Genomic DNA, 22,299 nt, shown 5'->3' on the forward strand with positions numbered 1-22,299 from the left:
GGGTTCTGCAACCGGGACTGGACAGATGTTCATCTTTCGTTCATGAATTGCGAATGGATACGCTGGACCCTTCCTTGCCATTGATGCCCGGCTTTCGCCTTGCGCGTGGCGTGGCGCGGGCGATGCGGTCGTTTGATTTTGTGACGGTCGAGGAATTCGTGCCCGAGGCAGGGTTGCGGGTGGACGTGATGGCCTTGGGGCCGAAGGGTGAGCTGTGGGTGATCGAGTGCAAGTCGGGGCGGGCGGACTATCTGACCGACCGGAAATGGCAGGGCTATCTGGGCTATTGTGACCGGTTCTTTTGGGCCGTTGATGCCGATTTCCCGGTGGAGCTGCTGCCTGATGAGACAGGGCTGATCATCGCCGATGCCTATGATGCGGAAATCTTGCGGATGGGGCCGGAACTGGCGCTACCCCCGGCGCGGCGCAAGGCGATGACCCTGAAATTCGCGCGCCATGCGGCGCTGCGGTTGCAGGCCTTGCGCGATCCGGGCAGCGTCTTGCCGGGGGCCGCTCTCTAGGGCTTGTTTATATCTGACAAAAAGAATAGGAAATACCGGACAGGCCCAGCCATCGCCCGGCCCGAACCCATTGGTAAGGGAAATGTGATGGACGAGGAACTGATCTACAGCCTGCATGTGCTGGACAGGACGGCGCGGGAATATGGCGCGGGGGGGCTGCATCCGGCGTTGTTGCAGGCGATGCAGGAACGCGACATTCCGGCGCAGGTGCGGGCGGGGGCTTTCGGGCCGAAGGTGGTGGCTTTTCCGCAAGCGGCCCGTCAGGCAAGGGGGTAGGCGATGTTCAACCTTTCCTCATCTGACGGTAAGGATCCGCATCATGGCCATGCCAAGGGCATCAAGCGATTGGCGGATATGGGGCCTGATGACGCCGAAGCGGGCATCCTTACCGTGGCGCGGCATTTCTGCGCGACCTTTGCTTGCCCCGAGAGTCAGTCTTGGTCACATGCGCTGACAATTGCGCAGGAGCGCTTTGCGGATCAGGGCGGCACGGCGCTGGGCATGGCGGTGTTTGATATGGTGCAAGCCTTGCGGATGTCGCGGCAGGCGGGGTTCCATTTCAGTGATCCCCTATGCCTGAATTGCCGGTTGCGGGTTACGCGGGATGAACAGAACCTGATTGGTCTGGTGCAAGCGCTGCGGCGGGGGCGGCAGTCGGATGTGGCGGCCCATGCGATGATCCTGTGCGAGGGGAACGACACTGCGCCGCTGATTGCGGCGGCCGTGCGGTTGATCTGCCGCCTGCCAAGGCCGGTCGAGGTCTGAAATGAGGGTAGGCGCTTAACGCTTACCCTTTTTAGGCCCACCAGAGGCCAGCAGGCGTGCAGCCTCGGCTGCGGCGCGCAGTTCTTCGGCAATTTCGTCGGCTTCTTCCGGGTCAAAATCCAAGGGAATTTCGATTCCGCCATCGGCTTCGATATAGATGCGGACCATACCCTGATCGGTGGGGCCGATCTGGATGTTGGCGGCAATTTCGCTTTGCTTGTTGATGCTCATCTTCTGTCCCCGCATTGACCGTTTCTGCGACCTAACGCCCTTCGATGCATCCCGCAACCATTCATCCAAAACTTCCCCCGCACAGGTCTTGCATTCCCGCGCGGGGGGGGCTACATGGCCCGCAAGTGCCGACTTAGCTCAGTTGGTTAGAGCACTAGATTGTGGATCTAGGGGTCGCCCGTTCGAGCCGGGCAGTCGGTACCATCCTGACCAGATGGGCACGTTTTCGCCGCATTCGCCCAGAGGCGATTGCGCAGATAACGTTTGCGTGACAGCTTGCCCGTAGCAAAGCCTGCCCGACGGCAGGATAGCCAATGGGTGGAAAATGGCATCGTTGCAAACGATCATTGACGGGGTCCGTGCGGACCCTGGGCTGAAAAGCAGCATACCGAAAACCAAGATCGACAAAGGTGTCGATGCGGCGCGGCGGATGAATGATGTCCTGCTGACGGTGCTGGAGCAGATCAACGCTTTGGATGATGGGATCGTCAGCGTTGGCGAAATGCGGGAGGTGTCAGAGATCACCTATCGCACGCCCGAGTACTTTCGGGCTTTCATTTTGGGACATGGCAATGATGCGGGGCGAACTACGGGCTTTCATCATGTGCAAAACGACGGTGGGACACTGCTTTTCCAAGGGCGAAATTTCATTGATACGGTGGCAGACGCGATCTACCACTTTGGATTTCAGATCCGAAACGGCCGCTATTTCAACGAAGATGGCAATGACAACGAACGTGTTGATGATGTTGCGGGTTGGCTGAACTATTTTCTGTTCGGCAAGAACACGATCTTCGGCACCGATGGCGCGGATGAACTGTCGAGTGGGAAATACAGCAAGGCGTTTCGGGCGGCGGCTAGTGAATGGTGGTATGCCGGAGACGGCCGAGACAAGATTTGGGCCGACAAGGGTAATGACCGGATCTTTGGCGGCGCAGGGGCCGATCAGTCTGGTGGGGGTGATGGTCGCGACCGGATGTATGGCGAGGCGGGGAATGACACGCTTTGGTCGGATGACGGGCGGGACAGCATCTATGGCGGCGCTGGCGATGAAGAGATGGGCGGCGGTGCTGGCGGTGATATGCTGGATGGCGGCGAGGGCAACGATACGATCTATGGCTGGACGGGCAATGATCGCATCTATGGCGGCGATGGGAACGACGATGCCCATGGCGACAATGGCCATGACCGCATGTTCGGGGGCGCGGGTGCTGATTCTTTTTCTGGTGGTTCCGGTGAGGACTTTATCCAGGGCGGGAGTGGACGGGACGAGTTGGGCGGCGGCGATCAATCTGACACGGTGGATGGCGGCGAGGGGGCGGACCGGATCTATCTGTGGGAAGAAGGCAGCGCGCGGGATGTGCTGGTGTTTCGGCTGGGAGACAGTGGCCTGACGCCTGACGAGATGGACTATGTCGAGGGCTTCGTCAGTGGGCGAGACAAAATCAATCTGTCGAGCCTTGGGCCCATGACCTATCGGGCCGACGATTATCGCGGCGGTGGACAGGCGTCATGTTACTTTGCCGAGGAAACGCTGCTGATCGACGCGAATGGCGACGGGCAGACCGATATGAAGATCACGTTTCGCTATACAGCCGATCTGAAGGCGGTTGATTTTATCTTTGGCTAGGCGCGGGCGTCAGCCGCCGCGTTCTTCGCTGACGATTTGGCGCATGCCGTCCAAGGGCACATAGCCGCGCAGCATCTGGCCGCCGACGACAAAGGTCGGCGTGCCGCTGATCTGCATCTGTTGGCCAAGCGCGTGGTTGGCGGCAATGACGGCTTCGACCTCCGGTGCGGTCATTCTGGCCAAGACCGCTTTGGCATCGACGCCAAGATCATTGGCCAGACGCGCCAAAGAGTCTGGGGTCACGTCACCGCGAAAGGTGATCAGCGCGTCATGGGCCGCCTCATAGGCCTTGTCTCCGGCGATCTGGCGGACGGCGATGGCGAAACGGGCCGAAAGCTCGGATTCCTCGCCCAAAATCGGGTATTCCTTGACGACAAAGCGAATATTGCCGTCCGAACTGATCAGCTCTTCGACCTCATCATAGGCCTTGCGGCAATAGCCGCAGCGGTAGTCCATGAATTCGACCAGAACGAGATCTCCTTCGGGATTGCCGCTGACCCAGCTGTTCGGGTCATTGAACAGGGCGTCGGCATAGGTCTGGACCATTTCCGTATCGCTGCTGGCCTGCTGGGCCTGCTGGCGGCTTTCCAGTTCGGAGACGACTTCTTGCAGAACCTCGGGGTTTTCCAAAAGATAGGCACGGACGGCCTGACCGAAAGCCTCTTTCTCGGCCTCCGACATAGCGGCTGGATCAAAGGCTAGGGCGGGAAGGGCGGTGGCCGACATCAGGGTGGCAAGCAGAAGAGCGCGCATAAAAGGTCCGATCACTGGGTTTTCGGCAGCCTAAGGGCAGGGAATGGCCCTTGCAAGGCGGACAGGGGATTATCGCCCCATCGTGATCGTGGTTGCCTTTGCGGGGGGGCGGCCCTATTCGATTGGGAAAAAGGGCAGGGCAGAACGTGATCCGCATCTTTTTGGCTTTTCTTCTGGCGGTTTGGGCCGGTTTCGCGCAGGCCCAAGAGTTGTCGGCGCTGGCGCGTTTCGACGCAACCGCCTCTGGCGTGAAGGACGAAGCGGGGCTCACGCAGTTGAGGCTGACCATCAGCCAGCCGGTCGCTTGGCGGGTGCGGGTTCTGGACAATCCGCCGCGGGTGGTGATTGACACGCGTGAGGTGGATTGGAAATCCGTTCAATCGCTGGACGGGCAAAGCCCAAACGTCACAGGCCTGCGGGCTGGGCCTTTTCGCCCCGGCTGGTCGCGGCTGGTGCTGACCTTGGCGCGTCCGATGGCGGTGCAGGCCGCGCAGATGCAGACCGATGGGCCGGTGCAGATCAATCTGACATTGGGCCCGATTGATCCCAAGCGTTTTGCCGAGCTGGCGGCTTTGCCCGAACCGCTGGAATGGGCCTTGCCCGAACCGACACCCCTTGCGGAACTGCCAAAGGACAGGCCCTTCGTCGTCATGCTGGACCCCGGCCACGGCGGCATTGATCCAGGGGCCGAGCGCGATTCGATCACCGAGGCGGAACTGATGCTGACCTTTGCCCGCGAATTGCGCGATGTGCTGCGCGGGCAGGGCGTCAGGGTGGAACTGACACGCGAAGAAGATATTTTTGTGCCCTTGGAGGCGCGGATTTCGGCAGCAAGGGCCAAGGGGGCAAGCGTTTTCGTCTCGCTTCACGCCGACGCCTTGGCCGAGGGGGAGGCTGTGGGGGCGACGGTCTATACCCTGTCGGAAGAAGCATCCGATGCCGCTTCGCAGGCCTTGGCGGAACGGCATGATCGGGATGATCTGCTGGCGGGGATTGATCTGACGGAACAGGACGACGTGGTAGCGGGGGTGCTGATGGACATGGCCCGCACAGAAACCGCGCCCCGCACCGCGCGGCTGGCACTGGCGCTGGAAACGGCGATCAAATCGGCCGATCTGAAAATGCACCGCCATGCGCGACAAGAGGCGGGATTTTCCGTGCTGAAATCGCCAGACATCCCCTCGGTTCTGGTGGAGATCGGCTTTCTATCCTCGACCGCCGATTTCAAGCGCATCAACGACAAGGAGTGGCGGGCCGAAATGGCTTTGGCCATTGCCGATGGGCTAAAGGTCTGGGCGGACGAGGATGCCGCCCTGCGTGCGCTGCGCAACCCTTAGGTCACGCGCAAAGAATCGCCAGTGTGTTTTGACCTTGCGGCCCATCGGGGGTATGGGGTTGTGAAAGAACCCTAACAGACAGGCCCTTTCGTGCTGCGATTCACCGCGTCCTTCATCGGCGGACTTTTCAGCTTTGTGACGCTGGGCGTGCTTTTCGGCGCGCTGACCATTGGCGCAGTTTTCTATATCTATGCGCACGACCTGCCCAGCCATGAACAATTGGCAAATTATGCGCCGCCGACGATCAGCCGGATTTACAGCGGCGAAGGCAAGATGATCGACGAATTCGCGCAGGAACGGCGGTTGTTCGTGGCGATCGAGGATGTGCCTGATCTGGTGAAGGATGCTTTCATCAGCGCCGAGGACAAGAATTTCTATTCGCACCACGGCTATGACGTGACGGGGATGGTGTCGGCCTTTCGCGATGCGATCGTTTCGCGTGGGCAGAACCTGCGCGGGGCTTCGACGATCACGCAGCAGATCATGAAGAACTTTTTGCTGGATGGGACACGTTCGGCAGAGCGCAAGATCAAGGAAATCATTTTGGCCAGCCGGCTGGAGGAGAGCCTGTCGAAGGACAAGATCCTTGAACTTTACATGAACGAGATTTTTCTGGGCCAGAACTCTTATGGTGTGGCGGCTGCCGCCCAGACCTATTTCAACAAGCCCTTGCGCGATCTGACGGCGGGTGAGGCGGCGATGCTGGCTGCGATGCCGCAGGCACCGGGCAAGTACCATCCGGTGACGGCGAAGGAGCGTGTGACCGAGCGGCGGAACTATGTGCTGCGCGAAATGTGGCAGAACGGTTATATCGACGAGGCGACCTATGAGGCCGAACGGGTAAAGCCGCTGCTTTCCGTCCAAAACGGCGACTATGAATCATCGCGGACAAGCCTGCCGCCGCGGGATTACTTCACCGACGAAATCCGGCGGCAGTTGTCGACCGAGTTTGGTGAACAGGAATTCTTTACTGGCGGCTTGGCGATCCGGGCCACGGCGGACCCGGAATTGCAAAAGGTGGCCGCCAAGGCGCTGCAATCGGGTTTGGAGAAATTTGACCGGGGGCAGGGCGTCTGGCGTGGCACGGGTAAGACGCTTCCTGTCGAGGTTCTGGGCGACGAAACCGCATGGCGCGCCGCTTTGGCCGATGTGAAAGACCTGCCGCGCGATGTGGAAGGCTGGTTTGCGGCGGTGGTGCTGTCGGTCGGTGAAAGTGATGCGCGGATCGGGATTGAGGGCGTTGCTGAAAATGGCGAAGGGCATTTCATCCCGGCAGAGGATGTGACCTGGGCGCGCAAGAAGAACGCCGATGGCGGGCTGGGCCCCAAGGCGCGGGTGGCCGGCGATCTGATCAGCGTGGGTGACGTGGTGATGGTCCGCGCCATGACCAATGATGACGATGGCAGTTTCCGCCGCTGGACCTTGCGGCAGGTGCCCGAAGTGCAGGGCGCGTTCATGGCGATGGACGTGTTCAACGGCCGTGTTCTGGCAATGCAGGGCGGCTTTTCCTATCAATACTCGGTGTTCAACCGGGCGACGCAGGCGACACGCCAGCCGGGTTCCAGCTTTAAGCCCTTTGTTTATGCCGCGGCGCTGGACAGTGGATTTACACCGGCGACCATCGTTATTGACGCCCCGATTGAGGTCGATACGCCGCAGGGTCTTTGGACGCCTAAGAACGCTTCGAACAAATTTTATGGGCCGACACCTTTGCGGACGGGCATTGAACAGTCGCGGAACCTGATGACGATCCGGATTGCCGAAGAAATCGGGATGCAGACGGTGGCGGGTTATGCGGAACGCTTTGGCGTCTATGATCGGATGCAGCCGTTTTTGGCCAATGCCTTGGGCGCACAGGAAAGCACCTTGTTCAAGATGGTGGCGGCCTATGCGATGTTTGCCAACGGGGGCGAGCGGGTGGAGCCGACGCTGGTGGACCGTGTGCAGGACCGTTACGGCAAGACGATCTATCGCCATGACAATCGGATTTGCGACGATTGCAAGCTGGCGATGTTGGAAAATGGCCTGGGGCCACGGATCGAATCCAGCCGTGAACGGGTGATGGATGCGGTGACCGCCTATCAGTTGACCTCGATGCTGGAGGGTGTGGTGGTGCGCGGCACGGCCTCGGGCGCGATTGACCTGCCGGTTCCAGTGGGGGGCAAGACGGGCACGACCAATGACGCCAAGGATGTGTGGTTCATCGGCTTTACCTCGAACATCGCGGCGGGGTGCTACATTGGCTATGATCAGCCGCGGACCTTGGGCGGTGGGGCCTCGGGTGGCGGCCTGTGCGGGCCGGTGTTTCAGGAATTCATGAAAGAAGCGGTCAAGAAATACGGTGGCGGCAAGTTCAAGGTGCCGCCGGGTGGCTATTTCCGCAAGATCGACCGTTTCAGCGGTGCCCCTTTGCCGGATGATGCCAGCGGGCCGAATGTCGTGTCGGAGTATTTCCGCGAAGGCGAAGACCCGTTGTTTGGGTTGGGCTACGTCGATGGTGGCTTTGCGATGGGGGAAAACCTGCCGCTCTTTGCCTATGGTGAAAGCGACAGCGGCACGACGGTGACGACGGTGACGGGCGAAACGGCGATCATTCCCGACAATGCCAGCATCGGCACGATGGCGACCGGCGGCCTTTACTGACCTAAAAGCTTGAACAAGGGGCCTGCCCTTGCCGGGGCGGGGCCGAACGGCTATTTGCAGCCGGGATGATAATAGGACGACGAAGATGCGCGCCGAAACCCAGAACCATGTCGATCAAATCCAGAAGACGCTGGCGCTGCTGGCGCAGCGGATGGATTGGGAAACGGCGCCCCATCGGCTGGAAGAATTCGACGCGCTGATCGAAGATCCGAACCTGTGGAACGACCCGGCCAAGGCGCAAAAGCTGATGCGGGAACGGCAGGCGCTGATGGATGCCGTGGGTGGCTATCGGCTGCTGGACAGTGGCGTTCGGGACAATGTCGAGCTGATCGAAATGGGCGAGGCGGAGGGCGACGCGGACATCGTGGCCGAGGCCGAGGCGGCACTGAAGGCATTGGTCGCGGTAGCCGCGGAAAAGGAACTGGAGGCTTTGCTGGACGGCGAAGCGGACGGGAACGACACCTTCTTGGAAATCAACGCAGGTGCTGGCGGGACGGAAAGCTGCGACTGGGCCAGCATTTTGGCGCGGATGTATGTGCGTTGGGCCGAGAAAAAAGGCTATACGGTCGAGCTACAATCGGAGACCGACGGCGAAGAGGCCGGTATTCGTTCGGCAAGCTACAAGATCAGCGGCAAGAACGCCTATGGCTGGCTGAAATCGGAAAGCGGCGTGCATCGGTTGGTGCGGATTTCGCCCTATGACAGCGCCGCGCGGCGGCATACGTCGTTTTCCTCGGTCTGGGTCTATCCGGTGGTGGATGAAACCATCGAGATTGAGGTGCAGGACAAGGACATCCGCATCGATACCTATCGTTCCTCGGGTGCTGGTGGGCAGCACGTCAACAAGACCGATTCGGCGGTGCGGATCACGCACTTTCCGACGGGGATTGTGGTGACGTCATCCCTGAAATCGCAGCACCAGAACCGGGACATCGCCATGCAGGCGCTGAAATCGCGGCTCTATCAGATGGAGCTGGAAAAGCGGACGGCAGCGATCAACGCGGCGCATGATGCCAAAGGCGATGCGGGCTGGGGCAACCAGATTCGTTCCTATGTGCTGCAACCCTATCAGATGGTCAAAGACCTGCGGACGGGGGTGGAAACCAGCGACACCAGCGGCGTGCTGGACGGCGATCTGGACAAGTTCATGGCGGCGACGCTGGCCTTGCAGGTTTCGGGCAAAAGCCGGGCCGATGTGCAGGACATTGACTAGGATCAAAGCCGCATAATCTTGGCAGGCCATGCTGTCCCTTTGTAGTGATCGGGGGGATGATGGAGCCAAACATTCTAACATGGGCGGACCTGCGGATCAGTTTGGCCTTGGGCTGGCGTGACTTTCGTCGTGCGCCGGCCTTGGGCCTGTTCTTTGCCGGGGTTTACGTCCTGGGTGGCTGGGTTCTGTTGCTGGCCTTTACCGAGGCGGGGCGGCTGTGGTGGAGCCTTCCGGCCATGGCCGGTTTTCCGATTCTGGGCCCGTTCATCGCTTGCGGCTTTTACGACATCAGCCGCCGGTTAGAGGCGGGCGAGCCTTTGTCTTGGCGCGATGTGATGGGGGTGATCTTTCAGCAAAGGAACCGCCAGATCCCGTCGATGGCGGCGATCATTGTGGTGTTCTTTCTGTTCTGGAACTTTCTGGCCCATATGATCTTTGCGTTGTTCTTGGGCTTTTCCACCATGACGAATGTGTCGTCTTCCTTTGGCGTGTTTCTGACGCCCAACGGTCTGACCATGCTGGCGACCGGAACCGTCATTGGGGCTGTTTTTGCGGCCACATTGTTCAGCCTGACGGTGATCAGCCTGCCGCTGCTGCTGGATCGCGAGGTGGATTTTGTCACCGCGATGATCACCTCGGTCGGGGTGGTCAGCACCAATCCCTTTGTGATGTTCGGCTGGGCCACGCTGATCGCACTGGCCCTGTTCGCGGCGATGTTGCCGGGGTTTTTGGGGCTGTTTCTGGTTCTGCCGCTGTTCGGCCATGCCACCTGGCATCTTTATCGCCGCGCTTTGGAATGACGAAGGCCGGGTCTTGTGACCCGGCCTTGCCTGATTCTGTCGATCAGATTATTCGCCAGCCGTTTCGGCCGAACCGCCGCGCATCGGTGGCAGGGCTTTGGCGTCGGCCCCGGCCAGCGGGTCTTCTTGCCGTTGGACCGAGCCTTCGAAATGCGCGCCACTTTCGATGGCGATGGTCTTGTGGATGATGTCGCCTTCGACGCGTGCGGTCGAGGTGAGGCGGACCTTGAGGCCCCGCACCCGGCCAATGACGCGACCGTTGACCACGATGTCGTCGGCAACAATTTCGCCCCGGATCGTGGCGCTTTCGCCCACGGTGAGCAGATGGGCGCGGATGTCGCCTTCGACAGTGCCTTCGACCTGAATGTCGCCGGTGGTTTTCAGGTTGCCCACCACGGTCAGGTCAGCCGAAAGCACCGAGGCCCCGGGTTTGGCCTTGGACGCGGGCGAGGCGAAATCAGGTGCAGGTTTGGTCATGGGCATCTCTGTGCGCGGCTTGTCGGCGGTTTCGCCTTGCTTCGGGCCGGGTTCGTTGATTCTGCTCTTAGAAAACATCTTTGGCTGCCTTGATGAAGGTCATGGGGTTTACGAAGTCCCCCCCGATCCTGATCTCATAGTGAAGATGGGTGCCGGTCGACCGGCCTGAGTTACCCATATCACCGATCCTTTCCCCGCGCGAGACCCTTTGGCCTGCCGAGACATGGATATCAGAAAGGTGGGCGTAGCGGGTTTCGATGCCAAAGTCATGGCGGATGGTGATCATCCGGCCATAACCGTTTTCCCAGCCAGCATCTGTGACAACGCCGTCAGCGGTGGCATAGATGGCTGTGCCATAGGAGCCGGCGAAATCGAGACCGGTGTGCATCCGCGTGCCAGCGCCTTTGGGATCGCGGCGATAGCCGAAGCCCGAGGTAAAGCGGAAGCTGTCGCTGATGGGCATCATGAAGGGCGATTTGTCCTTGGCCATACGATAAAGGTTCATATGGTCCAAACCTTGCAGGATCGCATTGGCGCGGACTTCATCTGGGGTCAGTTGCATGCCTGCTGTCGACACCACGAAAGGGCTTAGCGGCCCGCCTTGCCCCGAATAGCCTTTGCGGACTTGATCCAGCAGATCATCGGGGGAAAGGCCCGCGTCACGGAACATCTTGTCCAAAGGTTCCATCGACACGGTCACCGCCTCTTCAAGGCGAGTGAAGATTTCGTCGTTGCGCATTTCCAGCGACCGCTTGGCCAGCGCAATTTCATCGGTTTCCTTGCGCGCCTCTTCCGCCTCGGCCTCGCTGGCGTCGCGTTCGGCCGCGATTCCGCCCAAAGCCGCCGTCACATATTCCAGCGTGGCGACCGTATCCTTGATCTTTTCATCGGGCGTCATCGCCGCCAGAACATCGCCCGTTCCGGACAACGCAGCCACTTCAGCCCGCGCTTCGTCCCGTTCTTTGATGGTGCGGCGCAGCGTGTTCTGGATCACCTCGATGCCGGTTTCCAGTTCTTTGCGGCGGTCTTCCGAGGCCAGCAGGGTTTCCTGCATCTTAGACACTTGCGCCAGCGCCAGGTTGAACCGTTCCTGTGCGCGCATCGCCTCATCCGCGCGAAGGTCGCGGTCGGTCGAAAGCGCGGTCAACCGCTGTTCATAAAGCGCTTGCTGTCGGGCCGCCTGATCACGGCCCGATCCGGCCCCGATCGAATCCATCAGAATCATCGCCGTGGCGATGATGGTCCAGGTAAGTGTCAGACCCGCAATGCCAAGCCCCAAGGCTTGGGTCAGAGGACGCAGACGCACAAAGCGCGTTGCCTCATCCGATTTCAGGAACAACCGCTGTTCAGGCAGGTATTGTTCCAGCGTTGTATTGATCCGGTAGCCAAGCCTTGTCAGCAAGCCGCCCTATCCCCTGTCAGTGGTCACACCCCGCAAGGTGCAACAGCAAACTTCTGGCAACCCTGCCGGGCCGCCGATCTTCCCCCGCGGAAAGGATTAGCGACCGGGCGGCAGGCCCGCAACATGGCCGTGCGCTTCAGGGGGGAAGTCGCCGGTTTCGCCGCGACATCGGCGGGTTTTTGCCTAGACGCCCCGTGCCTTCACCGCTGTTTCATCCGCCAAGGGCCAATAGAAATCCGGCGGCAGTCCCGCCTCGGCCCGCTTTTCTTCATTGAAGGGCGGTTTCAACGTGCCGTGGAAATAGCGCCGCACCAGCGCGTGGAACTGTTCCTTTGGATCATGCCCCGCCCGGCCACATAGCCAGTTGAACCATTTCGACCCATAGGCGACATGCCCAACCTCTTCGGCATAGATCGTTTCCAATGCCGCCAAGGCCTGCGTGTCCTTGGCCCGCCTGAAAATCTCGATCATCCCCGGCGTCACGTCAAGGCCCCGCGCCTCCAGCACCATCGGCACCACCGCCAGACGGCCCAGAAAGTCATCCTTTGTCTCCAGCGCCGCCCGCCACATCGCGGCATGGGCGGGCAAGGCCCCGTAGTGGCTGCCATGGGCCTCAAGGCAATCGCTGACCAGGTTGAAATGCTTGGCTTCCTCGTCGCCCGATTTCACCCAATCGTCGTAGAAACCCAAGGGCATGGGTGTGTCGGTGAAACGGGCGATGATGTCCCAGTGCAAATCGACCGCGTTCAATTCGATATGCGCCACCGCATGCAGCAGGGCCAGCCGCCCCTCCAGCGAGCCTGACCCCCGCTTTGGCATGTCGCGCGGCTGCAAAAGTTCGGGCTTTTCCGGCCGCGCCGGACTGTCGGGGGGCGCAGAATGGCCGATGGGCAGGGGCGTGCCCGCCGCCCGCGCTGCGAACCAATCGGCGGCATGGGCGCGGGCCAGACGCGTCTTCTCCCGCCCATCCGCCGTGGTCAGCACCTGCACCGCCCGTTCGGCCAGACTCATCATCCCATCGCCTCCACCGCTGCCAGAACCTCATCGACATGGCCCTTGATGCGCGCCACCTCCCACCGATGCAGGATGCGGCCATCGCGCCCGATCAGGAATGTCGTCCGCACGATTCCCATATAGGTTTTGCCAAAGGTCGTTTTTTCTGCCCAGACGCCATAGGCATTGCAGACGGACCCATCCTCATCCACCAACAGCGGAACCGTCAGGCCGGATTTGGCGACAAAGCGGTCGTGCTTGGCTAAGGTGTCCCGTGAAACACCCATGACCTTGACGCCTTTGGCATGGAAGGCTGCAACCGTCGCCGAAAACGCCTGTGCCTCGGTCGTGCAGGTCGGCGTACTGTCGCCGGGGTAAAAGAACAGCACCAGCGGCCAACTGGCCGAAAGGGTAACTTCCGTCCCGCCGTCGCGGATCAGCGTGAAATCGGGGGCGGCATCGCCAGTCGTGATCATCGGCACCTCTTTGCGCATGGCAGTGGATTTGCGGTTTCGGGGCAGGTCTGGCAAGGTTACAAGGCTGGACGGCAACCCGGAAAGGTTACGCGACGAATGACCGATGGGGCGGGGCAAGGCAAGATGGGCATCTTCATGCGCCGCCATCTGCGGGCGCATATGACGCTGCGTTTGCTGCGCGCGCTTGTGCATGTGCTGATCGTTCTGCCCTTGGTCGTCGCCGTTCTGGGCTATGTCTTTCTTTCGCTTTCGGGTAGGCCGATGAACCTGCCCGGCTGGGCCGTGACCGAGGTTGAGCGGCGCTTGAACAAGGGGTTGGGCGACGATGCACCCCTTGCGCTGACGGTGAAGGGCATCGGCATGGCGGTCGACCGCGAATGGGCCCCGCGTCTGTTGCTGCGCGACCTGCGGGTGAACCGACCAAATGGCGAAACCCTGCTGTCGCTGCCCGAGGCGCGGATTGCGCTGGATCCGGCGGCGGCGCTGCGGGGGGCCTTGCAGCCAGAAAGCATCACGCTTGTCGGGGCGCAGGCCAGCCTGCGGCGGGATGAAAGCGGTCGTTTCGATGTGGATTTCGGCGGTGCGGGCGGGGCGGGGGCCGACAGTTTCGCGGCCTTGCTGGACAAGGGCGAGGCAGCCTTTGAACTGCCTCTGCTGTCCAGCCTGCAAAGCATCGAGGCCGAGGCGATGTCCTTGACGCTGACCGATGCGCTTTCCGGGCGAACATGGGATGTGGGCGATGGACGGCTGGTGCTGGACAACCGGCCCGACGCCGTGGCCGTGGTGCTGGGGATGACGCTTTCGGGCGGGCAGGGCATGCCTGCACGGGCCGAGGTGACAGCGGTCACGCAGAAGGCCAGCGCTGCCGCGCGGCTTTCGGCACGGGTGGATGGGGTGCGCGCGGGCGATCTGGCGGCATTGTCGCCGCCCCTGGGTTTTCTGACCGTGCTGGATGCGCCGATTGCCGGCGACTTGCAGGTCGATGTCGATGCCAAAGGGGGGTTTTCGACGCTGACCGGCGGGTTGGAGATTGGCCCCGGGGCGGTGCTGCCTTCCGCCGAAACGCGGCCTGTGGCCTTTGACCGGCTGGCGATTGATCTGGCCTATGATGCGGGGCAGGAACGTTTGACCTTGGGCCGGATTGAGGCCGAGGGGCGGACGCTGCGTCTGAAGGCCAGCGCGCAGGTTCTGGTGCCGGGCATCGCGCAGGGCAGGGCTGGCGAGTTCATCACCCAGATCGCTTTAGACGAGGTGCAGATTGATCCCGAAGGCCTGTTCAGCCAACCGGTGCGCTTTTCCGATGGGGCGCTCGACCTGCGACTGCGGCTAGATCCGTTTGTGGTGGATATCGGCCAACTGGCCTTGGTCGAGGATAAGTTGCGTTTGAACGCCAAGGGGCGGATTGCTGCGGCGGATCAGGGTTGGGATGTGGGGCTGGACCTGCGGCTGAATGAGATTGCCAATGACCGGCTGATGGCGTTGTGGCCGGTGACGTTGGTGCCCAAAACGCGGGAATGGCTGGCTGACAATGTGCAGCAGGGCGTGTTGTTCGACGTGAAAGGGGCCGTTCGGATCAAGCCGGGCCGCGCACCGCAGCTGTCCTTGGGCTATGAATTCGAAGGGACGGATGTGCGCTTTATTCGCACACTGCCCCCGGCGCAGCAGGGCAAGGGCTATGCCACGGTCGAGGGCAACACCTTTACCATGGTGCTGGATCAAGGCCATGTGACGCCGCCGAAAGGGGGCGATGTTGATCTGGCGGGGACGATCTTTACCGTGCTCGACATCACGCAGAAACCGGCGCAGGCTGAAATTCAGTTGCGCACCGACAGTTCGGTGACGGCGGCGCTGTCTTTGCTGGATGAAAAGCCCTTTGAGTTTCTGACCAAAGCGGGTCAGCCGGTTGATCTGGCCGAGGGGCGGGCGTTGACCGAAGGGATCCTGCGCCTGCCACTGGTCAAGAAGGTGATGCCCAAGGACGTACGCTATGAATTGAACGGCGTGCTGATGGGGGTGCGTTCCGAAAAAATCGTGCCGGGCAAGGCCATCGTTGCGGATCGTCTGACGCTTCATGCTGATCCGAAGGGCCTCTCGATCCTCGGGCCTGGCAAGATCGGGGCTTTGCCCTTCGATGTGCGCTATTCGCAGGCCTTTGGGCCAGAGGCAAAGGGCAAGTCGCGGGTCGAGGGCACGGTGGAGCTGTCTTCGCTTACGGTCGCAGAATTCAATCTGGGTCTGCCCGATGGGATGGTTTCGGGCAAGGGCAAGGCGCAGGTCGATATTGCGCTGAGCAAGGGTCAGCCGCCCGTCATGAATCTGACCTCGGATCTGGCAGGGGTCGGTTTGGCCTTGCCGGAAGTCGGTTTCAAAAAGGACAAGGGGGCCAAGGGCAAACTCAACCTGACCGCTGCGCTTGCCCAGCCGGCCCGCGTCGAAAACCTGTCGCTGTCCGCCCCAGGCCTGTCCTTGCAGGGCGAAGTGTCGCTGCGGGCCAAAGGCGGGCTGGACGTCGCGCGTTTTGCCCCGCTGAAACTGGGCAAATGGTTGGAGGGGCAGGTGACCCTGACAGGGCAGGGCGCAGGCAAGACCCCCGCCATTGCTGTGCAGTCCGGCTGGGTCGATCTGCGCGCGCTGCCGCAGTTCAGCGGTGGGCGCAGTGGTGGCGGTTCCTTTGGCACGCTGCCTGTGCGGCTGGATCGCTTGCAAGTCACCGAAGGCATCGCCCTGACAGGGTTTCGCGGCGAATTCACCCTGCGCGGCGGCATCAAGGGCCAGTTCAGCGGTGCCGTAAACGGCAAGGCGGCAGTCACAGGGGCCGTGGCACCCTTGGATCACGGAACAGGTGTGCGCATCCTGTCGAATGACGCGGGGGGCGTGATGGCCGCGGCGGGCCTGTTTGAAAAGGCCCAAGGTGGCGCACTGGACATGCAACTGGTGCCGACCGGCGGTGAGGGGAATTATGACGGCGTGGCCAAGGCCAGCGGCATCCGTGTCCAAAATGCGCCGATTCTGGCCGAGATGCTTTCAGCGGTCAGCGTGATTGGTTTGCTGGAACAACTGGGTGGACAGGGCATTCTGTTCGGTCAGGCCGAGGCCCAGTTCCGCCTGACACCGCAAGCCGTTGAAATCAGCCGCGCCTCGGCCATTGGGGCCTCGATGGGGGTTTCGATGGCAGGGCTCTATGTGCATCAGGGCAAAAAGCTGCGGATGCAGGGGGTTGTCTCTCCCATCTATCTGGTGAATGGCATCGGCGAAATTTTCGGACAGAAAGGTGAAGGATTGTTTGGATTTAACTACACACTGTCCGGCACTGCGGATGCGCCACAGGTGGGGGTGAATCCTTTGTCGATTCTGACGCCCGGCATGTTCCGCGAGATTTTTCGCACCGCCCCACCGGCCTTGCCAAGGGGATAGGCATGCAGCTTTCCGATTTCGATTTCGACTTGCCCGAGGCGCTGATCGCCACAAGGCCCGCTAAACCGCGCACATCGGCCCGTTTGTTGCTGGCAGAAGGTGATGAAATTCAGGACAAACATATTTTTGATTTGGTCGATATCTTGCGCCCCGGCGATTTGTTGGTGCTGAACAACACCAAGGTCATTCCCGCACGGTTGACCGGTCACCGGCAACGGCAGTCCGCACAGGGGCCGGTGTCGGCAAAAATCGAGGTGACGCTGCTGGAACCCTTGCCAGATGGGCATTGGCGGGCACTGGCCAAGCCGTTGCGGAAGGTTGAAGTTGGTGAGCACGTACATTTTGCGGCTGGATTGGTGGGGACGGTCGACTCCAAATCTGAAGCCGACCTTTCGTTTACATTCAACCTGACTGGTCCGGATTTCGACGCAGCGCTATTGCAGGCGGGTTTGATGCCCTTGCCGCCCTATATTGCCGCCAAACGTGCGCCTGATGCCCAAGACAATAACGACTATCAGCCAGTCTTTGCCCGGCATCGGGGGGCCGTCGCTGCGCCCACGGCAAGCCTGCATTTTGACGAAGCCCTGCTAGCGGCGCTGCGGTCCAAAGGGGTGCTCTTGACAGAGGTGACGCTGCATGTGGGTGCCGGCACCTTTCTGCCGGTGAAGGTCGAAGACGTGACGACCCACAAGATGCATGCGGAATGGGGTGAGGTAACACCGCAGGCGGCGGTTCAGATCAACGCCGTCAAGGCGGCCGGGGGGCGGGTCATCCCGGTGGGCACCACCGCGCTGCGGCTAATCGAAAGCGCGGCTGATGAACATGGCCAGATGCAGCCTTGGCAAGGTCCGACAGATATTTTCATCTACCCCGGCCATCGGTTTCGGGTGACGGATGGTTTGATGACCAACTTCCATTTGCCAAAATCGACTCTGCTGATGTTGGTTTCGGCTCTTATGGGGAAGGATCGGATCGACCGGATCTATGCTCATGCCGTTGCGCAGGGTTATCGCTTCTTCAGCTATGGCGATGGGTCTTTGCTGATCCCTTAGGGCATCGTGTTGCTTTGTCGGCGCAGCCGTTCGTGATTCCAGCGTTTCTATCAGGGCCATTTGGCCAACAAAACAAGAGATCGGGCCCTCAGCTTTCGATCCGCGCGGCGCGACCGCCACGGCGTTTGCGCAGACGCGGCGCGCGGGCGGGCAGTTCTGCCATGATGGCGCGGCGTTCTGCAGTTGTGATTTTTGACCATTTGGCGATCTCATCGAGACTGCGCAGGCAGCCGACGCAAAGCCGTTCTTCGGGATGGATCACGCAAATCTTGACACAGGGGCTGTCCAGCTCTTCCCGCGCCCAGATGTTGTTTTCGTCGATGCGCTTATCCATCGGCATTTCCCTGCCGCGCCAGATACCCCATGCGGTCCAGCGCGCCTTGCAGAATATAGCCTGCCGCCACATGGTCGATCACCTGATCGCGACGCTTGCGCGACATATCCGCCTCGAGCAGCGCCCTTTCGGCGGCGACGGTGGACAGGCGTTCGTCCCAGAATAGGATGGGCAGGGGCGAGAGGCGCAGCAGGTTGCGGGCAAAGGCGCGGGTAGTCTGGGCACGGGGGCCTTCGCTGCCATCCATGTTGCGGGGCAGGCCAAGCACAAGGCCTGCAATCTGCCGTTCAGTGCAAAAGGCCAGCAGCGCCTGCGCGTCCAGCGTGAATTTGACGCGGCGGATGGTCATGGCGGGACTGGCAACCTGACGGCGGGGGTCTGAGAGCGCCAGACCGATGGTCTTGTCGCCCAGATCGAGGCCCGCGAGGGCGGCATGTTTGGGCAGGATCGCCAGAAATTCGGCGGCGTCTTCATAGGTTTGGGTCATGGCATGGCCCCTTGGATCAGGGCCAAAGCCGCCGTATCGCCTGCAAAGATGCGTTCGGCGTCGGCCAGCGTGCGGCTTTGCCGGGAGGTGTCGCCCAGAACGCCATAGGCCTGGATCAGCCGCGCCCATTCTTCGGCTGTGCCGCCCTGGCCGCGCAGGCGTTCTTCAAGCCCGTCCACCATGCTGCGGATAAAGGCCTGCTGATCCTCGGCCGACATTTGGGCGGCGGCATCGACATCGGCCTCGGTCGGGCCGGGCAGGGCGGGGGCATCATAGCTGACCCCGGCCTCGGCCGCGACGGCGGCGATATTGGCCTGAAGCGGTGAGAGCCAGGGCGCGTTGGGTGGGCTGTCGGCGAGCAGCCGTTCCCACAGACGAAAGGCCAGATCGGGGCGGCCGACCTGCGCCAGCAAGAGGCCGGAATAATAGCGCGCCAGCCCGTTTTCTGGGTCTTCGGTCAGGATGGCGGTCAGTTGCGCCTCGGCCTCGGGCGAGACATAGCCTTGGGCCGCGCGGATCAGCAGATCGGCCAAGGCCAGACGGTCAGAGGCCCCGGCGCTGTCGCCCATCAATGCCACCAGCCGCGATTGGGCGGCGGCGGCAGCGCGGAAATTGCCCAACTCGGCCTCATAACGGCGCAGGAATTCCAGACCCTGCGCGTCCTCGGGGCGGGCGGCGACGGCGGCGCGTAATTGGGCCATGAGATCGGCGGTTTCGGCATCCATCTGCGGGTCGGTCCAAGCGGGCTGTTCTGCCTCAGCCTCGGCCTGGGTGGGACGGTTCAGGCGCAGATCATCGGCGGCGGCGATGCGGGTGGCCAGCGACCGGTCGGGATAGCCCGGTGCGCCCAAATGCCAGTAGGTTGCTCCCGCCCCGCCAAGGGCCAGCAGGATCAGCGCCACGGCGGGCAGGCCCGGCCCGCGACTGCCGCGCGCTTGCGCCTGACGGTCGGCATCGAGCAGGCGGCGGGACACTTCGACGCGCAGCCGTGTAGCCTCATCGGCCCCCAACACGCCACGGGCAAGGTCGCGTTCCACCTCGGCCAGCTGATCGCGGTAGATGGCGAGATCGGGGCGTTCGGCCGATTCTGTCGTCGTATCCGCACCGGCAGGGCGCAGGCTGCGCGCCAAAACCCCTGCGACACCCAAGCCCATCACGCCCGCAAGCGCCCAGAAAATCCAAGTCTCGTTCAAGATCGCCTGCCTTTCGCCCCTTAGATAGCCCTTCTGCCCCCGCCGAAAAACCCCCCATCCCCCAATGTCGCAATTTTCCCCATCTTGCCGCAGGTGGGGGATGCAATTTCTGCGTCAAAGCGCGATAAACAACGCACAGACAAGGGAGCCACCATGCGCCGCTATTCCGCCTTTGCCATCGCCCGCGAAGCCCTGCGCAACCATCTGGGTTGGGAAAAGGCCTGGCGCGATGCCCAGCCGAAAAAGCATTACGATGTGATCATCGTGGGGGCCGGGGGGCATGGGTTGGCCAGCGCCTATTACTTGGGCAAGAATTTCGGCATCACCAATGTGGCGATCATCGAAAAGGGCTGGCTGGGGGGCGGGAATACCGGGCGGAATACGACGATCATCCGGTCGAACTATCTGCAAGACCCATCCGCCGCGATCTATGAAAAGGCGCGGAGCCTTTATGAAACGCTGTCGCAGGATCTGAACTATAACGTGATGTTTTCCCCGCGTGGGCTGCTGATGCTGGCGCAGACGCATCATGAGGCGCGGGGGTATCTGCGCACGGTTCATGCCAATATGCTGCAAGGGGTGGCGACGGAATACATCACGCCGGAGCGGGTCAAGGAACTGGTCCCGATCATCAACATTGACGGGCCGCGCTATCCGATTTTGGGCGCGCTGTATCAGGCGCGGGGCGGCACGGCGCGGCATGATGCGGTGGCCTGGGGCTATGCGCGGGCGTGCAGCGCGATGGGGATGGACATCATTCAGCAGACCGAGGTGAAGGGTGTGCGGTCCGAAGCGGGGCGGGTGACGGGGGTCGATACGACCAAGGGTTTCATCGGCTGCGGCAAGTTGGGGATCGTTGTCGCCGGGCATTCGGGGCAGGTGGCCGATATGGCGGGGTTCCGGCTGCCGGTCGAGGCGGTGGCGCTGCAGGCGCTGGTGTCGGAGCCGATCAAGCCCTGCATGGATGTGGTGGTGATGGCCAACACCGTGCACGGCTATATGTCGCAATCCGACAAGGGCGAGATGGTGATTGGCGGCGGCACGGACGGATTCAACAACTTTACCCAGCGCGGTTCGTTCCACCATATCGAGGAAACGCTGCGGGCGCTGGTAGAGACTTTCCCGATGATTTCGCGGCTGAAAATGCTTCGGCAGTGGGGCGGGATTGTCGATATGACGGGGGACCGTTCGCCGATCATTTCCAAAACGCCCTTGGCCGGGTGCTTCATTAACTGCGGCTGGGGGACGGGTGGGTTCAAGGCGATCCCCGGTTCGGGCTGGGCAATGGCGGAACTGATGGCGAAGGGCGAGCCGGGGCCGCTTGCGGCGGAGTTTGATATGTGGCGGTTCAAAGAGGGGCGCTTCATTGATGAAAGCGTCGCGGCTGGGGTGGCGCATTGATGGGGGAATTGGTGAAGATTCCGCCCGGATTGCAAGAGTGGCTTCTGTCTGCGCGGGCGGCAGGTGGTGGGACTTGGTATGATATTTGGAAGCCTTTGAAGAAGGCTATTGATGCTGGCAAACCTTTGAGCCTGCAAGGCAATACGATCGGCTACAGCTATGATCCCGCCACGACGCTGATCTCTGTCTATGCCATTTTGCCAGAGTTTGATGAGGTGCATATCCCGCAAGAAAAATTCCAAAAAACGATGGCCCCCTATTTGCGGGGGACACCGGAATGCTAGATAAAAGAGCTCAAACCAGAAAGCAGGCCATCGCCAAGAGCACAAAGGACTGTCTTTGCGAACCGCGCTACAGGCGGACCACTGAAATTTTCCTTGGGCCTTTCGCGTTCTTGTTTACGCCAGTGGGCCCAACAGATGGCCAAAAATGCAACGAAGATGCCGCCGCTGATAGCGGCTGTAATCACTGGCGTAAGGGACTCAGAGGGCGGGCTCATACATGTGAGATCGTCAGCGAACTTTTGCTGTTCAAGGTGCAAAGGCGCAAAAAGATTACATCAGTCAGAACCGACGCTGTCGCCCGCACTGCTGGTGCTACCAAGTTCGTTGAGATCGGTCGCTTTAAGCTTTTTAGGTCGGGCAAGCCAAATGAAAAATGCGGCCAATATCACAATCAGCAGGATAGGCCAAAGTTTGAGGGCGATCCAAAACCACTGCATGTCTTGATGCTAGGCCACCTTCGATTCCATGTAAACTCTCTCTTGTCAGGGTTAGACGATGCTCACGCTTGAATGCCCCTATTGCGGTGTGACCGCCGAGGAAACCGAACTCGCGCCCGGCTATGAGGCGCATCTGAAACGCTTTGGTCCGGGTTCCACGGACGAGCAGTTCAACGACTATATGTTCGCCCGCAAAAACCCCAAGGGCGTGCATTTTGAACGTTGGCGCCATGCCTATGGCTGCGGCAAGTGGTTCCTTGCGGCGCGTTGCACGGCGACTTTGGAGGTGTTCGGGACTTATCCGGCGCAGGTTGGCGCACCGCCCGAGGATATCATTGCCAAGATCAAGGCGCGGCGGCCGGAATGGGTGATGGAATGACGCGCGTCGCCCCCCCTCCCATCCTCCCCCACGCGGGGGGAGGGGCCCTGTTGCACCCGGCCAATCTGTCGCGCCCT

Annotated in this window: 23 protein-coding genes and 1 tRNA gene; 14 read left to right on the forward strand and 10 right to left on the reverse strand. The window is 61.3% G+C overall.

What is annotated here, in order from left to right; genetic code table 11:
- Positions 1-53 precede the first annotated feature (53 nt).
- From IE095_RS11695 to IE095_RS11705, 3 genes are all read left to right on the forward strand, one after another.
- Positions 54-521, forward strand: coding sequence for an MmcB family DNA repair protein (locus tag IE095_RS11695; RefSeq protein WP_189411838.1), 468 nt, complete (start codon positions 54-56; stop codon positions 519-521).
- 87 nt (positions 522-608) lie between these two features.
- Positions 609-797, forward strand: a complete 189-nt coding sequence (locus tag IE095_RS11700; protein ID WP_189411839.1) for a hypothetical protein — start codon at positions 609-611, stop codon at positions 795-797.
- Between the two features lie 3 nt (positions 798-800).
- Positions 801-1,286: a hypothetical protein gene (locus tag IE095_RS11705; protein ID WP_189411840.1), complete on the forward strand. Its 486-nt coding sequence runs from the start codon at positions 801-803 to the stop codon at positions 1,284-1,286.
- A gap of 15 nt (positions 1,287-1,301) precedes the next feature.
- Here IE095_RS11705 and IE095_RS11710 read toward each other — a convergent pair whose 3' ends face one another.
- On the reverse strand, positions 1,302-1,517 hold the full coding sequence (locus IE095_RS11710) for a DUF6324 family protein (protein ID WP_189411841.1): 216 nt from the start codon (positions 1,515-1,517) through the stop codon (positions 1,302-1,304).
- A gap of 127 nt (positions 1,518-1,644) precedes the next feature.
- Between IE095_RS11710 and IE095_RS11715 the strand changes: the two genes are divergently transcribed.
- Both IE095_RS11715 and IE095_RS11720 read left to right on the forward strand, forming a co-directional pair.
- Positions 1,645-1,721: transfer RNA gene (locus IE095_RS11715), tRNA-His, on the forward strand.
- 121 nt (positions 1,722-1,842) lie between these two features.
- Positions 1,843-3,147, forward strand: a complete 1,305-nt coding sequence (locus IE095_RS11720; RefSeq protein ID WP_189411842.1) for a calcium-binding protein — start codon at positions 1,843-1,845, stop codon at positions 3,145-3,147.
- Positions 3,148-3,156: 9 nt separating this feature from the next.
- Here the strand turns inward: IE095_RS11720 and IE095_RS11725 are convergent, their stop codons facing one another.
- On the reverse strand, positions 3,157-3,900 hold the full coding sequence (locus IE095_RS11725) for a DsbA family protein (protein WP_189411843.1): 744 nt from the start codon (positions 3,898-3,900) through the stop codon (positions 3,157-3,159).
- A 146-nt stretch (positions 3,901-4,046) separates the two neighbouring features.
- Here IE095_RS11725 and IE095_RS11730 point away from each other — a divergent pair, with 146 nt between their 5' ends.
- The 4 genes from IE095_RS11730 (at position 4,047) to IE095_RS11745 (ending at position 9,893) form a co-directional block, all read left to right on the forward strand.
- On the forward strand, positions 4,047-5,237 hold the full coding sequence (locus IE095_RS11730; protein WP_189411844.1) for an N-acetylmuramoyl-L-alanine amidase: 1,191 nt from the start codon (positions 4,047-4,049) through the stop codon (positions 5,235-5,237).
- A 90-nt stretch (positions 5,238-5,327) separates the two neighbouring features.
- Positions 5,328-7,880 carry a penicillin-binding protein 1A gene (locus IE095_RS11735; RefSeq protein WP_189411845.1) on the forward strand — a complete coding sequence of 851 codons (2,553 nt, stop codon included), beginning with the start codon at positions 5,328-5,330 and terminating at the stop codon, positions 7,878-7,880.
- A gap of 85 nt (positions 7,881-7,965) precedes the next feature.
- Positions 7,966-9,093, forward strand: a complete 1,128-nt coding sequence (gene prfB / locus IE095_RS11740; protein WP_189411846.1) for a peptide chain release factor 2 — start codon at positions 7,966-7,968, stop codon at positions 9,091-9,093.
- A 56-nt stretch (positions 9,094-9,149) separates the two neighbouring features.
- Complete coding sequence (locus IE095_RS11745; protein ID WP_189411847.1) at positions 9,150-9,893, forward strand: DUF2189 domain-containing protein; 744 nt, start codon at positions 9,150-9,152, stop codon at positions 9,891-9,893.
- A gap of 48 nt (positions 9,894-9,941) precedes the next feature.
- Here the strand turns inward: IE095_RS11745 and IE095_RS11750 are convergent, their stop codons facing one another.
- The 4 genes from IE095_RS11750 to IE095_RS11765 all read right to left on the reverse strand — a co-directional run bounded on the left by IE095_RS11750 (position 9,942) and on the right by IE095_RS11765 (position 13,259).
- A complete protein-coding gene (locus IE095_RS11750) occupies positions 9,942-10,448 on the reverse strand; it encodes a bactofilin family protein (protein ID WP_189411848.1) in 507 nt (168 codons plus the stop codon).
- Positions 10,438-11,772 (reverse strand): M23 family metallopeptidase, encoded by a 1,335-nt coding sequence (locus IE095_RS11755; protein ID WP_189411849.1) that lies wholly within the window; start codon positions 11,770-11,772, stop codon positions 10,438-10,440. The genes IE095_RS11750 and IE095_RS11755 overlap by 11 nt, the downstream gene beginning before the upstream one ends.
- Positions 11,773-11,955: 183 nt before the next feature.
- Positions 11,956-12,786 carry a ferritin-like domain-containing protein gene (locus IE095_RS11760; RefSeq protein WP_189411850.1) on the reverse strand — a complete coding sequence of 277 codons (831 nt, stop codon included), beginning with the start codon at positions 12,784-12,786 and terminating at the stop codon, positions 11,956-11,958.
- Positions 12,783-13,259: a peroxiredoxin gene (locus tag IE095_RS11765; RefSeq protein WP_229804734.1), complete on the reverse strand. Its 477-nt coding sequence runs from the start codon at positions 13,257-13,259 to the stop codon at positions 12,783-12,785. The genes IE095_RS11760 and IE095_RS11765 overlap by 4 nt, the downstream gene beginning before the upstream one ends.
- Positions 13,260-13,337: 78 nt before the next feature.
- Between IE095_RS11765 and IE095_RS11770 the strand changes: the two genes are divergently transcribed.
- A complete protein-coding gene (locus IE095_RS11770; protein WP_229804737.1) occupies positions 13,338-16,655 on the forward strand; it encodes a YhdP family protein in 3,318 nt (1,105 codons plus the stop codon).
- 2 nt (positions 16,656-16,657) lie between these two features.
- Entirely contained in the window at positions 16,658-17,707 is a 1,050-nt protein-coding gene (gene queA / locus IE095_RS11775) for a tRNA preQ1(34) S-adenosylmethionine ribosyltransferase-isomerase QueA (protein ID WP_189411851.1), read from the forward strand.
- 88 nt (positions 17,708-17,795) lie between these two features.
- On the opposite strand, the gene IE095_RS11780 is transcribed toward queA, so the two are convergent.
- From IE095_RS11780 to ccmI, 3 genes are read right to left on the reverse strand one after another with little or no spacing between them, the layout of a single operon-like run.
- Positions 17,796-18,041, reverse strand: coding sequence for a DUF1289 domain-containing protein (locus IE095_RS11780; RefSeq protein WP_373295413.1), 246 nt, complete (start codon positions 18,039-18,041; stop codon positions 17,796-17,798).
- Complete coding sequence (gene ruvX, locus IE095_RS11785; protein WP_189411853.1) at positions 18,034-18,528, reverse strand: Holliday junction resolvase RuvX; 495 nt, start codon at positions 18,526-18,528, stop codon at positions 18,034-18,036. Before ruvX ends, IE095_RS11780 begins: the two co-directional genes overlap by 8 nt.
- Positions 18,525-19,721 (reverse strand): c-type cytochrome biogenesis protein CcmI, encoded by a 1,197-nt coding sequence (ccmI, locus tag IE095_RS11790; protein WP_229804738.1) that lies wholly within the window; start codon positions 19,719-19,721, stop codon positions 18,525-18,527. The genes ruvX and ccmI overlap by 4 nt, the downstream gene beginning before the upstream one ends.
- Before the next feature lie 153 nt (positions 19,722-19,874).
- Here ccmI and IE095_RS11795 point away from each other — a divergent pair, with 153 nt between their 5' ends.
- A complete protein-coding gene (locus IE095_RS11795) occupies positions 19,875-21,122 on the forward strand; it encodes a sarcosine oxidase subunit beta family protein (RefSeq protein WP_189411854.1) in 1,248 nt (415 codons plus the stop codon).
- A complete protein-coding gene (locus tag IE095_RS11800) occupies positions 21,122-21,406 on the forward strand; it encodes a hypothetical protein (RefSeq protein ID WP_189411855.1) in 285 nt (94 codons plus the stop codon). The genes IE095_RS11795 and IE095_RS11800 overlap by 1 nt, the downstream gene beginning before the upstream one ends.
- A 275-nt stretch (positions 21,407-21,681) precedes the next feature.
- Here the strand turns inward: IE095_RS11800 and IE095_RS11805 are convergent, their stop codons facing one another.
- Complete coding sequence (locus IE095_RS11805) at positions 21,682-21,843, reverse strand: hypothetical protein (protein WP_189411856.1); 162 nt, start codon at positions 21,841-21,843, stop codon at positions 21,682-21,684.
- A gap of 58 nt (positions 21,844-21,901) precedes the next feature.
- Here IE095_RS11805 and IE095_RS11810 point away from each other — a divergent pair, with 58 nt between their 5' ends.
- Positions 21,902-22,222 (forward strand): sarcosine oxidase subunit delta, encoded by a 321-nt coding sequence (locus tag IE095_RS11810; RefSeq protein ID WP_189411857.1) that lies wholly within the window; start codon positions 21,902-21,904, stop codon positions 22,220-22,222.
- Positions 22,223-22,299 lie beyond the last annotated feature (77 nt).

The sequence above is a fragment of the Neogemmobacter tilapiae genome, from assembly GCF_014652215.1.
Classification (GTDB): Bacteria; Pseudomonadota; Alphaproteobacteria; order Rhodobacterales; family Rhodobacteraceae; genus Neogemmobacter; species Neogemmobacter tilapiae.